Raw genomic sequence first — 15,052 nt, forward strand, 5'->3', positions numbered from 1 at the left:
AAAAACTAGGCTTGAGATTGCTTCCCTGTCGATCGCAATGACAACTGTTCAAGCGGATTTTAGATTTAGATGTCGTGGGGACTAATGGTAGATGTCGTAGGGGCGAATGGCCATTCGCCCCTACTCTTATCTTTAATACTGAATAACAGGAATGCTACCAGATTTGATATTACCGTTCCAAAAACTTCGCCACCGTTTGCACATCCTTATCCCCACGTCCGGAACAATTCAGCACAATACGCAGACTACCACTTAACTGTGGGCAAAGAATTTCTAAATAAGCGATCGCATGAGCAGTTTCCAGAGCCGGAATAATACCCTCCAACTGAGACAAACGTTGAAAAGCATCAACCGCTTCCTTATCAGTCACACCATAATATTCAGCCCTATTACTATCCTTTAAAAAGCTATGCTCAGGACCAACCCCAGGATAATCTAAACCAGCACTAATAGAATGGGGTTCTATTATCTGACCTTCCTCATCCTGCAACAAATAACTCATCGCTCCATGCAACACACCCACACGCCCAAGAGTCAAAGTAGCAGCGTGCTTATTCGTATTAACTCCCTCTCCAGCAGCTTCCACACCGATCATCCGCACCGAGGACTCATTCATAAACTCATGGAATAATCCCATCGCATTAGAACCCCCACCAACACAAGCCATCAAAATGTCAGGCAAACCGCCCCACTTTTCCAAACATTGAGCGCGGGTTTCTACACCAATAACCGCATGAAAATCACGCACCATCATCGGGTAGGGATGTGGTCCAGCAACCGAACCCAGAATATAATGAGTTGTCTCAACATTTGTCACCCAGTCGCGAATAGCTTCCGAAGTCGCATCTTTGAGAGTACCGGTGCCAGCTTCTACTGGTCGCACCTCCGCCCCCAGTAGTCGCATTCTGAATACATTTAGAGCTTGACGTTCCATGTCGTGAACGCCCATATAAATTACACATTCCAAGCCAAACCGAGCGCAAACTGTAGCAGTCGCCACACCATGTTGACCAGCACCTGTTTCAGCAATAATACGTTGTTTGCCCATTCTCCGAGCCAATAAAGCTTGAGCTATAGCATTATTAATTTTGTGTGCTCCAGTATGGTTCAGGTCTTCCCGTTTCAAGTAGATTTGTGGGCCTGTGCCATCTGGTCTAGCATAATGAGCCGTCAGACGTTCGGCGAAGTAAAGAGGGCTAGGACGACCTACATAGTCTCGTAATAGTTGTTGAAGTTCCTCTTGGAAAGTGGGGTCTTGACTGTATTTTTTGTAGGCTGCTTCTAGTTCAAATAGAGCTGGCATTAATGTTTCTGGGACATATTTACCGCCAAATTGGCCAAATCTACCCAGGCCATCGGGTTGTTGAGTGGAGGTTGGATTTAAGGGTGTAGTAGTCACAAATTGTTTCTAAATAATGGAACATTTTTCATTATATGTATCCTGCTTGCTAGTAGTTTAACTAAGTTGAAAATCATTGATTTTGATTGTTATAATATTGGCTATCTGAAGGTTAGATAGTATTAAATAATTTGCCAAAAATCTCAAAATAGATTATCTAGTCTAAAATTTTTACTACTGTATTCCTTTATCTTCCCTATTACCCAATTATCTAGGTATTTTTTTTACAACCTCAATCAACCTCCTATGTAGTTGAAAAATTGCAATTTAAATGTTTCTTGGCTCTACTATGTTATTTTTATCAATTTTTTTAATAAAATTTTAACTTTTTGTTTGTAGATGTCAAGGAGTTATAAGTTTTGTAAAAAATTATTGTAAAAATCAGACTAGACCTTCAAAAAGGCACAAAATAATTAATATAAACTATCTCTATCTATAAAGAAGAGAAACACATCTAAAAATAAAAAAAATTTAGATGAAAACATCAAGAAAATATTAAGAGAATACTATGGAAGTAGAAGAACTTTTGGCACGTTATGCTGCCGGGGAAAGAAATTTTCGGGATATTGAGTTGTTTCGATCTGAGCTGAGTAATATTAATTTAGCTGGTGCAAGTTTGTTTCGTGCTAACTTGTTCCGGGCTAATCTATTTAGAGCAAATTTGATTGGTGTTAATCTGTACAATGCTACTTTGATTGGTGCTAATTTATATTGTGCAGATTTGAGTGGTGCAAATTTGAGTGGTGCTAACCTAACTCGTGCAGATTTGAGTGGTGCAAATTTGAGTGGTGTTGACTTGAGTGCTGCTGATTTGAGTGGAGCAATTTTGAGTTATGCTCATCTCAGTTATGCTGACATGAGTCGTGCTAATTTACATAAAGCAATCCTAATTGATACAAACTTAACTGGCGCAAACTTAAGTGGTGCTGACTTAACAGGTACTGAGATAACTGGGGTAAATGTGACTGAAACTAGATTTTCTTTAGGTATTGGTTTGTCTACAGAGATGAAGCGAGAGTTGCAACAGCAAGGAGCAATCATTGAGGATATGCCAGAAGAACCCCATGCAAGTAGATTATTGAGTCGGATTTAATAAACTTGTCACTTTATAACTAAAAAAAAATGACAAATCTTTGTCATTTAAGGATTTTAGCCACCCCCCCAAAAAAAAGATTATAATTATTGCTGTATCTTAATTTGAGGGATTTTTTTCATCTATTTAGGGACAACTCTAATGATACTCAATCCCCCAGAATTGTACTTGCCAAATTCTGGGGGTTTTGAAACTGATAGAGATTTGAATGCTGCTATCAACCTGAAAAATTATGTGTATCAGTAGCTTGAGTTCCAAGCGAATTTAAGCCTGTGGAGAAGATAAGTTACAGACTGCGGTTAGTGATCTTCAGTGAAACAGGAAGCTAGCTCCAAAACCCTCATGGGTAAGTTTGGGTAAGTTTAGTAGAACGGAATTGGTAAACTCAGGTAATATTTTTTCTATCAAGAAGAAATGTTAGCTCTTAAATAGACAAACTTATGAGACAATCTAGACAAATACGACAACTTCTCAGCACCTTTAGGATAATCGCCTCCCGCTCGATCATTTCTGTACTGGTAGTCTGTAGCCTGCTGATGATATTTGTCTCCTCTCTTAGCCCTACCCCAATAGCAACAGCTTCCGCCGGGGATAGTGTAATGTTGGTGCAAACTCCACTCCCTTCAAAAGCCAGCACACCAGATGAAGCAATTAATGAAGATTTCGATGATGTAGAACTTATACGCGAATATATTAGTACGACTAAGAAAAGAAGCATTTCTTCTATCTTTACTATCTTCTTTTTGACCATTGGGCCGCTCAAAATTGTGCCTACCTTTGCAAGTCTGACTGCTAATGCCGACGAAACACTCCGAAAGAAAATGGCATTTCGTGGGTTTTGGATTTCAACCTTAGTTATGATTTTGACTGCCCTTTTTGGTATAGGACTACTGGATAAATATGGAATCCCTATTTCAGCTCTAATAATGGCAGCGGGGATTATACTGTTTTTAGTTGCACTGAGAATGGTAATGATGCAGTATGGCTCCACGGCTCCGCCCCCATCTCCTCCAGAAAATCCATCCCTTGATTTAGTTGTTACTCCCCTAATTTTTCCTACAATCTTGACCCCCTACGGAATTGCCATGGTGATGATTGTCATGTCCATTCTCAAGAAGTTAACAGGCAATGAGGTTTTAGTTTTGGGACTGTTAGTGCTGATAATGGTACTAAACCTGCTGAGTATGCTCTATGCTCGTCAAATTCTCAAGGTTTTGAAACCATCAATCCTCAAAGTTATCGGACTGGTGTTAGGGATTATTCAGCTTTCCTTGGCTATTACATGGATCTTCACAGCTATTAGAATGGAAGCTTTAGCAATTCGAGCAATTTTGACATCCTGACGTTTTTTCTTGCTTAGGGTTTACTGATTAAAGATCAAAGTATTGACAGATAAAGGTTTTGGACTTTTTAAGTGGTGAAAAAGTACCAGATTTTAGCCTGATCAGGCTAAAAAAGTGAGTATCTTGGGTTTGGTAGAGGCACCCAAGTTAAAAGAGAATTTTTCCTTTGTAAGTCTTTTACAACTCCTGATTCCTCTTGAGTTTTCACTACTCCCTACTCCCTACTCCCTGCCTTAGCAAAAAGACTTTTGAGCGCAACCCCTATTTACTTCAAATGTTTATCAAAAAAATCTATTGCCATATCCATCAAACCAGGATCAAAATCTACTCCCCTACCATGGTAATGTCCCCACTCAGGTTTTCTAACCAACTCAACTTCTACACCTTTTTCTGATAAAGCATCTCTCAATAAAACACTTTGACTTATTGGTACAACTTTATCTGTTTCTGCGTGCATAATTAGAAAAGGTGGGTCTTGATCATCAATATGAGTAATGGGATTAGCAAGAGCTGATAATTCTAATTTTTGTGATACAGGTCCACCTAATAATTTATGGGTTACTACGGTATAAGCATACCATTCTTTGTCTTTATACTTTTCCTCAACAGCAGCAGTAATAGGTTCATTAAAAGCGGGAGGAACTTTTGTAAAATCTGTAGCTGGATACCATGCACAAACCGCTTGTACTGCACTAGATATTTCTTGATTATTGTTTGTTTCTGACAATTCTTTCACCCCTGCTGATGTTCCTAACAAAGCACTTAAATGTCCCCCAGCAGAAGGCCCCCAAGCACCAAAATTATTGGGGTCTAAATCATATTTATCTGCATTTTTTCGCAACCAACGCACTGCTTTTTTTACATCCTGAATTTGGGCAGGAAATAGAGCTTCATTACTAAATCTATAGCTAATGCAAGCCATCGCATAATTTCTGGGCACGACAATTTTACCAGGGCAATATGTTTTTGTTCCTTCTAGCCAACCTCCACCATGAATGTAGATTAATAGAGGCAAAGGTTTATCTGGTTTTTTCTCTGGTAAATATAAATCTAAAAGCAGTGATTTTTCCTGATTTTGAAAATTATAATTCCCATAAACAAGATTTTGTAAAACTTTAACTTCTATTGGCTTTTGCTGACAACTTGTAATTAATAACGTTAACACCAGCCACAAAAATTTGGAAATAATATTGTTGATTTTTTGAGAATTACTCATACTTGCAAAAAGATTACGTTGAGAAAAATTATAGATTAGAATGCAGCAAAAATTAAGTCTAGCACTCAACTTTTCATAATATTGCTGAAAGCTATTTGCGGAGGATTCCGTGAGGAAACGCTTTTTGAGTTTTGATTTCTGAATTTTAACTGCTGACTTCAGCTATACCAGCAGCTTGCTTTATCGGTGCAAGCAACTCCATTGGTAAGTTCAGCATATTTAAGGTAGTTTCCTCTTTTCCCTGGCTATTTGGTCCGTGATAGTCACTTCCACCAGTCATCAACAACCCATACTTTTTGCACAACTCTTTTAAATTTTGCACTTGAGTCGGAGAGTGACAGGGATGAAAAACTTCTAGTCCGATCAAACCTGCTTCTACCATTTCTGGTAATACTTCTTCCACCTTTCCCCCACGGAACAGATAGGGATGCGCCCAAACAGGAACTGCCCCACAACTACGCAGTAAACTAATGCCTTCAACTATAGAAAACTTTTCATAATGAACATAAGCAGGTTTATCATCCCCCAACCAACGCTCAAAAGCTTCTTGAGGAGATCGCACATAACCCGCTTTAACCAAAGCCATAGCAATATGTGGTCTTCCCGGTGCTATTCCTGCTTCCATTTTTGGTAATTCGATAGGATACCCTAACTCAGCTAAGTTTTCTGCCATTAACTGGGCGCGTCGATGTCTGCCAGCAATGCGCTCTCTCAAGGGCGGGAGTAATTTATTAGCATCTGGATAAAATCCTAGAATATGAAGGGAACAATTATTATGAACTGTGCTTAATTCTAAACCAGGTACTATTTCTATATTGTAGTCAGAAGCAATACTAATTGCTTCATCACAACCAGATAATGTATCGTGATCGGTTATGGCTAATGCTTGCACCCCTGAACTTGCTGCTTTGATCGCCAATTCTGTAGGAGTTAGGGTTCCGTCGGAGTAAGTAGTGTGACAGTGGAGTTCTAACATAAGTTTTTTTTTACAATAGTTTTAATAATTGTAGTAACTTTAAATACCCATAACTTTAATATTATCGTTTATTGTACCAAATTTAAAAAAGGTAGTTTTACCAAATCTGCTAAGAACAAGGGACTTTAGCAATAAATTGGGTTTAAAGCCTCTCCCTTATAGGGCTGTTTCAAACTCAAATAAATAATCGGTTAAGAGAAGTTTGGGCCTTACAGGGGTAAGTTTTTAATAAAGGGGTGAGTAATCACTTTTATTCAGTATAAAACCCCAATAAAATGTATTTTATTATACTATATATTTGTTGCTCTAACCGCACTTCCCACATTCCCCACCCTACAATACTTCCAAGACTTATGAGTCAAGCATAGCCCTTATAGGGGGACTTTTATGCTATGATTAAAATAAGCGGAAAGGTATAAAATGCTCTAAAAAGCTAGCTACTTAATCCGTGGCGCAGCACTTTGAACACTAGAGTTATGGGGTTTTGTATTCTGAAGGCTTGTAGATGGAAAAGCTCGCTGGCAAAAAGTACCAGAAAACCAAAGTTTTTTTTAGGTTTGAACTGTACCGTAAGGCATAGATATACAAGCTCTTGTAATAGGGCAAACGCTTGGGGAAAAACCATCTCTGGAGAAATACATCGCTTGCGTATTTAATTTAAGTGCACTCTAGGGAACCAAGAATCCTAGTTTCAGGAGAATCTCGACGCCCAACTGCCGGCAGAGTATGTCAACCAAATTACCCTAATCCTTCTGGCTTTTACCTTTTAAATTCCCCTTGTGCTGAATATATAGCAATTCCCATACTGGTGAGGTACAAAATTCTGGGCAATAGCTCATTTGGTAACAGGCAACAATTGATCTGGTAATAGGGAAGAAAGATAAAATTATACCTCACGCTTACTGAGAAACGCTATACTATTTAAACAATATTTTGTATCATTTATGAAAAATTATCTATGATTGCTGTCTTTCCTTGACTCTCTATTTATCGTAAATATTTACTAAAGTTTCTGTATATATATTGAGACTGGTTATCACATTTATTGCCTAAAGTGTAAATTTACTTAAGGTTCATCAATCAAGAAAGATTGGTATGTCTTTTACATATCAATACTTCAAGAATTTTATCTGTTCTTAACAACTTAGTTGCATTTTATATATTTTAAATACTTATTTTCCTAAATTGCCTTAATTGGTAAAATCAGATTTTTATGTGATTAAAATCACATTTTTTGTGTACATAAATCTTAACCTTAATACTATAATAGTGTTATCAATTAAGATAGGAATATTTTATTTTGAGTAATTAAATATATGGCCACTAATAATGTTATGACATATACAAGAATTGAGAATTATTCAAGTTCTGATGTTACAACTTTAAAATCAATGTTTACCAACAAACAATTAATCAAATTGGCCAAAAATTTGGATATACTTAGCCAACGAGGTGCAACTGGCAAAGTATTATTAAATAGTCCAGCCAAAGAAGGACAACTCAACATATTCTATGGTAGATTACTCTATACCACTAGTGATATCCACAGAGTAAGGCGTTGGGAACGAGCAGTTAGATTGCACTGCCCTGAGTGGAATCCAAGAACCTCACAACAACTATCAGATCCAGAAAAACCTTGGGAATATTTGCTCTTGTATGATGGAATTAGCAAAAATCAAATCACTATTTCTCAAGCTAAAGCAGTAATTCGCACTGTCACCTTAGAAATATTATTTTCCATGAGTCACTACCCAGATCTGACACATAAGTGGGAAGGAAATCCTGAGAGTAAATCAGAATTATCCCTTGGTTTATCTCTATGTTATCGGGAAATAGAACCAATTTTCACTAAAGTGACTCAAATGCAAAATCTATTTAAACAAGCAGATTTTGAAAATTTAAACCTAAACCTTGCTCCTGTTCCTAAAAAACCTATTTCCCCAGAAGCTTTATCTGGTTGGGGTAAATATTTACAGGGGGATCTAACTTTGTGGGATATTGCTTACAAACTACAAAAATCAGCATTAGCTGTCACTAAGACTTTACTTCCCTTAGTCAAGAAAGGGTTACTACAATTACAAACAATTCCAGATTTACCAGAACCGAATTTCAAATCATCTTTACCAACAGTTACTAAGAATTTACCAACAGTTACGAAGAAAAAGATAGACAAGACTAAACCAAAGAAAAAGCAATTAATTGCTTGTATTGATGATAGTCCAGTAGTTGCTCAAACATTAAAGAATATTGTTAAACCTGCTGGATATGACTTGATTAGTATACAAGACCCTATCAAAGGATTTGTAAAAATCGCTGAACATAAACCAGATTTGATTTTTCTTGACTTAGAAATGCCTAATGCTAATGGTTATACTGTTTATCAATTTCTACGTCAAGCACCATTATTTGCCAAAATACCAGTGATCATCTTTACCAGTCGGAATAACTTGATAGATCGCAGTCGGAGTAAATTAATTGGAGCTGCTGAATTTATGAACAAATCTGCTCAACAAGAAGAAATTTTAAAAACTATCAAAAAATATTTGTCTATTACTTCAAAACATTAACTGATCGAGAATAAGTTAATATTGCTATTGCTGATGTCAGTCAAAGTTAATATGTCTGAATTATCTAGATTATTTAAAATTTTTGGCTAATCCTTATAATGAAGTCAGATGTTCTTTTTGTAACTGAAAGTTTGAACAACTTTCCAAAAATATTTCATTTTAAAAAGTAGGATTTTATAGCAATATGATAAATGTTTGCTACATTTTTTTGAGATAGGGAACTAGGGTAATAGGGGGAGAGAAGTTGCATATAACATCCTTACGCTTACGGTAGAAGAAAAAACATAAATAATTAACTCGCTCATTAGTACTAATTTATCAAAAAATTTATTCCACTTATTGTTAATTACTTAATAATTAAAATTACGCACTTAAGTAGAGCATTTTTTTTTGACGCTTGATATTACCCTCAATTATTTTGATAAAGGGAAATACTACTATTTGATCATTTCAAAATAATAGTATTTGATCACCTACTTGACTTTTGCTGAGAATGTCACTACTTATTTTAGTTAACAAAATTAACCAACCTTAAAAGCAAAGTCAAATAACAGAAGCAAGAAAAGCTGATTGCTGAGACGCAACCGAGTAATTACTATCGTTTTATGAAGAAAAATAAACTTTTAGAAAAATATTAAAAAATAGCAATCATTAGGAATTATTATTAAATTAGTTTTAACAGTGGAAAGATAAGCAATGGGAAAGGCAAGTGTTTTAATTGTAGAAGATAGTCCAACAGAAGCTACTATTCTCACTGACTGTTTGAAAAAATCAGGATATGATGTGTTGAATGTAACTACAGCAGAAGCAGCTAAGGCTATCCTACTACAACAAAACTTTGATGCAATTTTAATGGACGTTGTACTACCTGGTCAAAGTGGTTTTGGTCTATGTAGAGAACTAAGAAATCAAGAAAATACGGCGAATACACCGATTATTATTTGTTCTAGTAAGTCAGGGAAAATCGATCAAAAGTGGGGTATGAAGCAAGGAGCATCTGCCTATGTTACTAAACCAGTCGATCGAGAGCAACTTGTGGCAACATTAGAAAAATTGGTTGTTTGAAAAATATAGGTATTTAATGATTAAAGCATTAAAAAAAGCCAATGCCAAAACAACCATTCTTAAGTAGTAGTACACAATTTATATCTATAGAAGTCTCTAAGACTTTACAGGTTATACTATCTACCCGTGAGCTGGATGAAGTGATTACCTTAGACCACAGAACAATCTTACAAATACCAGGTATGCCAACTGTAGTTGTAGGGGTGTTTCAGTGGCAAGGCGAAATTCTCTGGTTAATTGATATTGCTTACTTGATGGGTTTTGAACCTTTATTATCTACTGGATACTATGAGCAAAAGTTTAGGGTAGTGAAAGTGAAATTTCGAGATAGTTATCTCGGTATATTAGTGCAAAAAGTAGGTAACTTGCTTGATGTTGAAAGTAAAGAAATTAGTGTTGTAAAAACCCCAAAAATAAATTCAGTTGTCGAAAAATTTATTCAGGGAACTTGCACTAACTCAGCAGGAGAAAAAAAGATGATTTTAGATATTGAAGCAATCATAGAATACATAAATGAATTTAGAAATTAGAATTCATAATTCAGAAGTCAGAAGTTAAATTCTTATTTTATTTTTTTGATAAAACTAGAAAAAAGATTTAACTGATAACTGATAAATTAAGGCGGTTCCGACCTAGAAAGCTAACTGATTAAAAGGCGGGGTTTTAGACCCAATTATTTTTATAAGTATAGTAGACCATAGTGCAAATAATCCATGATCTACAAAATTATAAAAGTCTTACCAATAAATACTTGTGACTTTTGAATGGATGACTTTTGCATAGCGTTACTAGCCCCAAAAATTAGTTAGATTCATTAATTAATTCCTCATTAAGCATTAGTAATAAAATTATGACACAGACACGCTTTAGAAAAACAAACCAACCAGATAATAGAGATCCAAATCAAGCTAAAGATTACCATCAAAAATCTCATCAAGAAACTACACAACCTCAATCAGGCAATGAAGAAGTGACAATTGTGCCAGTAGAAGTATGGCAGCCAAGCAGTAACCAAACATCTAATTCTTCACAAAAATCACTAGGCTTAAAATCAAAAACTAACGCCCTCGCAGAGGATTTAGCAGTATTACGCTCTAATTTAGATATCAGAATTAATCAACTTCAATCATTAATAGAAACAGAAGGAGCTGCAGCAGAAAGAGCCGAATTATTAAACAAAATAACCTCTAATATTAGGGAATCTCTAACCCTCAAAGATATATTTAAAACAGTTGTAGAAGAGGTGAGAGATGCATTACAAACAGACAGAGTAATAGTATATGAATTTGATAAAAATTGGCAAGGCACAGTCATTGCTGAATCAGTAGATGTGCAATGGCCAGAATCTCTAGGAGCTGAAATAACCGATCCCTGTTTTGCTGACCGTTATGTAGAATTTTATAAAAAAGGACGGGTAAGGGCGATCGCTGATATCTACGAAGCGGGATTAACCGAATGTCACATTGGTCAACTTGAACCCTTTGCGGTTAGAGCAAATTTAGTTGCCCCCATTCTTGCCAGCGGAAAACTATTAGGTTTATTAATAGCTCATCATTGCGCTGAACCCCGACAATGGATAGAATCAGAAATCGAATTTTTCCAGCAACTGGCAATTCAACTGGGTTACGCTGTAGACCAAGCTCTACTATTAGAAAAACAACGGGCGGCTACCCAACAAGCTCAAAAATTAAATAAAATTAATGCTGAAATTCGTAAATCCCTCAACCTAAAAGACATATTAGTTACTGCAGTCGAAGAAACCCGCAGTGCTTTAAACTCAGATCGAGTAGTAGTTTACGAATTTGATGGCGACTGGAAAGGCACAGTCATTGCTGAATCAGTTGATAGTAAATGGCCAAAAGCTTTGGGAGCAAAAATTGCTGACCCCTGTTTTGCTGACCGTTATGTACAATCTTATCAACAAGGGCGAGTTAAGGCGACAGACAATATCGCAGAAGCAGGACTAACTCCCTGTCATATTAATCAGCTTAAACCTTTTGAAGTCAAAGCAAACTTAGTTGCTCCCATTGTAGTTGAGAAGAAACTACAAGGTCTGTTGATTGCCCACCAATGTTCTGGCCCCAGAGCTTGGACAGAATTAGAAATAGACTTGATACAAAAAGTTGCTATTCAGGTGGGATACGCTCTAGACCAAGCATACCTATTAGAAAAGCAACAAGCTGCAGTTAAACAAGCTCGATTATTAAACGAAATTTCCAACAGTTTGCGGAGTACGACGAATACTGAAGAAGTTTTTGATACTGTAATTGAAGAAGCTCGTAATGCTCTGGGAGCAGACCGCGCCATCATCTATCAATTTGATGATAACACGATCGCTACAGTGGTAGCAGAATCAGTTGGTTATGGTTGGAAAGCAACTCTTGGGCATAAAATGGATGACCCTAGTTTTGCTAAAAACTTTAAATCATATATACGCGGGCAAATTAGTACCATTGAAAATATTAAAACATCTACAATAGGTGAATCTGATATTAAACTATTAGAACCTTTTGAAGCTAAAGCTAACATTGTTGCTCCTGTTTTAGTAGAAGCGAAACTGTATGGTTTGTTGATTATTCATCAATGCTCTCAACCTCGAATTTGGGAAGAATCAGAAATTACCTTTGTTAAACAGTTAGCTAGTCAAGTCAGCACTGCCTTAGAACAAAAAAGACTTTTAGAACAGCAAAAAGTTGCGACCGAACAAGCTCGACGTTTGAATGAAATTAGCTCCATGATTCGGGAGTCTTTGAATGAACAGGATATTTTTAACACAGTAGTAGTTGAGACTCGGCAAGTGTTAGCAGCAGACCGAGTGATGGTTTATAAGTTAGATGATGACTACAATGGTACTGTTGTTGCAGAATCAGTAGATAGTATGTGGCCTGTTGCTCTTGGTAGCAAGCTAGACAGTAAATGTTTTAAAGAACATCATATTAAAGCTTATCTACGAGGACGAATTAAGGTATTTAATAATCTGCACGATTCCTCTCAAACTATGATTGATGATGCCAAGAATACTGAATGTTACTTAAAAGATGCTGAACCTCTAGAAATTAAAGCTACCTTGACAGCTCCAATTATTGTTGGCAAAAAACTCTATGGTTTTTTTGTGACTAATCAATGTTCTAGACCTCGGAACTGGAAAGACTCAGAAGTTGATTTCATTAAGCAATTAACAACTCAAATTGGTTTTGCAGTCGAACAGGAAAACTTACTACAACAGCAAAAAACGACTGTAGAACAGTCTAAAAAACTGAATCAAATTAGTTTAAGGATTCGGGAATCTCTTGACGTTGAACGCATTTTCCGTACAGGAGTAGAAGAAGCACTAAAACTGATGGAAGCTGACCGAGTGGTAGTTTATCGCTTTGATGAAGACTGGGATGGCAAGATTATTAGTGAGGCGGTAAAACAGGGTTATATCAATATTGCAGAGATGGAAACTGAGGTAACTTGTTTCCCCGCAGATTATGTGGAACCATATCGTCAAGGACGAGTACAAATTACACCAGATGTTAGTAAAGCAGGTTTGACAGCGTGCCATGAAGAACAACTCGGAAAATGGCAGGTTAAAGCTAATATAGTGGCTCCGATTTTGGTTAACCAAACTCTCTATGGTTTATTGGGTGTCCATCAATGTTCTGACACTCGCAACTGGTTAGAGTCAGATGTTGAGGTATTTAAGCAGGTAGCTCTCCAAATTGGGTATGCTCTTGACCAAGCATTGTTATTACAAGAAATTGAACAAGCTCGCCAAAAAGCTGAAAGTATATCTATTGAACAGCAACAGCAAAAAGAATTATTAGAAAATCAGATAGAAACCTTTTTGGAAGAAATTGAAAATTCTTTCGATGGGGATTTGACAGTGCGAGCTGCTGTAACAACTGGGGTAATGGGAACTGTGGCTGATTTCTTTAATGCCACGATTGAAAACTTACAGCAGTTGGTATTGCAGGTGCAGTCGGCAACAAATGTTGTGAGTTCTACAACAGAAGGTAATGAAGTAGAAATTAAGAAGTTGTCTGGTGAAGCTCAACGGCAAGCTGACGCAATAGCTAATGCTCTGCAACAAATTCAGGTCATGGCTAATTCTGTGAAAGCAGTGGTAGGTAATGCTCAACAAGCAGAAGCTAAGGTGCAGCAAGCAAATCAGATTCTCCAAACCAGTGATGCTGCGATGAACCGGACTGTGGAAGGTATTGTGGGAATTCAGAAAACAGTGGAAGCAACTGCTCGGAAAGTGAAAAATTTAGGGGAAACTTCTAAGAAGATTTCACGGGTTCTGAGTTTGATTAATGATTTAGCAAATCAAACAAATGTTTTAGCTTTGAATGCTTCGGTAGAAGCAACCAGGGCGGGGCAAGATGACCAAGGATTTGCGACAGTTGCTAGTGAAGTACGTTCTCTGGCAGAACAGTCAGCTAGTGCTACTCAGGAAATAGAACAAATTGTTGAGGAACTCCAATCTGGTACCAGTGAAGTTATTAAAGCAATGGTAGTAGGGCGAAAGCGGGTAATGGTTGGTACTCAGTTGGTTAAGGGAGCCCGAAAAACTCTAACAGATGTGTTGGATGTGAGTGGAGAAATTAGTGAGTTGGTAGAAGGAATTACTGGTTCTGCTACTACTCAAGCTGATACTTCTAACGCACTGTCAAAAACAATGGAGGAAGTAGCAGCGATCGCTAATCAAACTTCTGAACAATCTATGACTGTAACAGATTCTTTTACTAAGTTACTAGCAGTTGCTGGAGAGTTAGAAAAGAGTGTTGCTGAGTTTAAGGTAAATTAATAATGGATAATTGATAATGGATAATTGATAATTAGAGATAGTTTTGATTATCCATATCCATTCATTAGGGTTTGCTGAACAAGTCTTATGGTTAAGGGTAGGAGTCAGGAGTCAGGAGAAGTGGGAATTATAGAGAAGACAGGAGGAAGAATAGTAAGAGTGATTTTTCTGCCATACTCTACCCAAAATGTTTACTTTTTCGGCTTTATCAACCAAAAATCTGGTACTTTTTCCAGACCTGAAATGGCTCAAACCGTTATCAGTAAATGCTTTTATATTTAATCAGCAAGCCCTAATTAGCCATAATAACCAGCTACCTTCAGTCATCTAAAGATGACTTTTACTGTAAGCCAAGAAATTTATTTCTTAGCGGATGACAAATTTCCCCAGGATAGCCAAGGATTTCAATCCTTGGCTAATAGCTTAAGTCATCTAAAGATGACTAATAGACTTCTCCAAGAATTAAAAAAATTATTATTCATTAGACTTGTCGCTTTATAACTTAAAAAATCCTCAAAATCCTTGATATGTAAGGATTATAGACATCAATAGGATAAAAAGCCTGGAATTATTACTCTGCCTGAGTTTGAGGGATTTTTTC

The 15,052-nt window shown here is 36.7% G+C and carries 10 protein-coding genes; 7 read left to right on the plus strand and 3 right to left on the minus strand.

The window, feature by feature from the left end; translation table 11 throughout:
- Positions 1 to 169: 169 nt before the first annotated feature.
- Positions 170 to 1,399, minus strand: a complete 1,230-nt coding sequence (trpB, locus tag ACP6PL_RS23785) for a tryptophan synthase subunit beta (protein WP_426547769.1) — start codon at positions 1,397 to 1,399, stop codon at positions 170 to 172.
- Positions 1,400 to 1,907: 508 nt separating this feature from the next.
- Between trpB and ACP6PL_RS23790 the strand changes: the two genes are divergently transcribed.
- Positions 1,908 to 2,492, plus strand: a complete 585-nt coding sequence (locus tag ACP6PL_RS23790) for a pentapeptide repeat-containing protein (RefSeq protein WP_426547770.1) — start codon at positions 1,908 to 1,910, stop codon at positions 2,490 to 2,492.
- A 536-nt stretch (positions 2,493 to 3,028) separates the two neighbouring features.
- Complete coding sequence (locus ACP6PL_RS23795) at positions 3,029 to 3,835, plus strand: MarC family protein (RefSeq protein ID WP_426547771.1); 807 nt, start codon at positions 3,029 to 3,031, stop codon at positions 3,833 to 3,835.
- Between the two features lie 265 nt (positions 3,836 to 4,100).
- Here ACP6PL_RS23795 and ACP6PL_RS23800 read toward each other — a convergent pair whose 3' ends face one another.
- Positions 4,101 to 5,051 (minus strand): alpha/beta hydrolase fold domain-containing protein, encoded by a 951-nt coding sequence (locus tag ACP6PL_RS23800; protein WP_426547772.1) that lies wholly within the window; start codon positions 5,049 to 5,051, stop codon positions 4,101 to 4,103.
- 145 nt (positions 5,052 to 5,196) lie between these two features.
- Positions 5,197 to 6,027 (minus strand): PHP domain-containing protein, encoded by an 831-nt coding sequence (locus tag ACP6PL_RS23805; protein ID WP_426547773.1) that lies wholly within the window; start codon positions 6,025 to 6,027, stop codon positions 5,197 to 5,199.
- Between the two features lie 1,316 nt (positions 6,028 to 7,343).
- On the opposite strand from ACP6PL_RS23805, the gene ACP6PL_RS23810 reads away from it, so the two are divergent.
- The 5 genes from ACP6PL_RS23810 (at position 7,344) to ACP6PL_RS23830 (ending at position 14,733) form a co-directional block, all read left to right on the plus strand.
- Positions 7,344 to 8,594: a response regulator gene (locus ACP6PL_RS23810; RefSeq protein ID WP_426547774.1), complete on the plus strand. Its 1,251-nt coding sequence runs from the start codon at positions 7,344 to 7,346 to the stop codon at positions 8,592 to 8,594.
- A gap of 696 nt (positions 8,595 to 9,290) precedes the next feature.
- Positions 9,291 to 9,659, plus strand: a complete 369-nt coding sequence (locus ACP6PL_RS23815) for a response regulator transcription factor (protein WP_426547775.1) — start codon at positions 9,291 to 9,293, stop codon at positions 9,657 to 9,659.
- Positions 9,660 to 9,700: 41 nt separating this feature from the next.
- Complete coding sequence (locus tag ACP6PL_RS23820; RefSeq protein WP_426547776.1) at positions 9,701 to 10,189, plus strand: chemotaxis protein CheW; 489 nt, start codon at positions 9,701 to 9,703, stop codon at positions 10,187 to 10,189.
- A gap of 320 nt (positions 10,190 to 10,509) precedes the next feature.
- Positions 10,510 to 14,451: a GAF domain-containing protein gene (locus ACP6PL_RS23825; RefSeq protein ID WP_426547777.1), complete on the plus strand. Its 3,942-nt coding sequence runs from the start codon at positions 10,510 to 10,512 to the stop codon at positions 14,449 to 14,451.
- An 87-nt stretch (positions 14,452 to 14,538) separates the two neighbouring features.
- Positions 14,539 to 14,733 (plus strand): hypothetical protein, encoded by a 195-nt coding sequence (locus tag ACP6PL_RS23830; RefSeq protein WP_426547778.1) that lies wholly within the window; start codon positions 14,539 to 14,541, stop codon positions 14,731 to 14,733.
- Positions 14,734 to 15,052 lie beyond the last annotated feature (319 nt).

The organism is Dapis purpurea BLCC-M126 (assembly GCF_050015975.1).
Classification (GTDB): domain Bacteria; phylum Cyanobacteriota; class Cyanobacteriia; order Cyanobacteriales; family Microcoleaceae; genus Trichodesmium.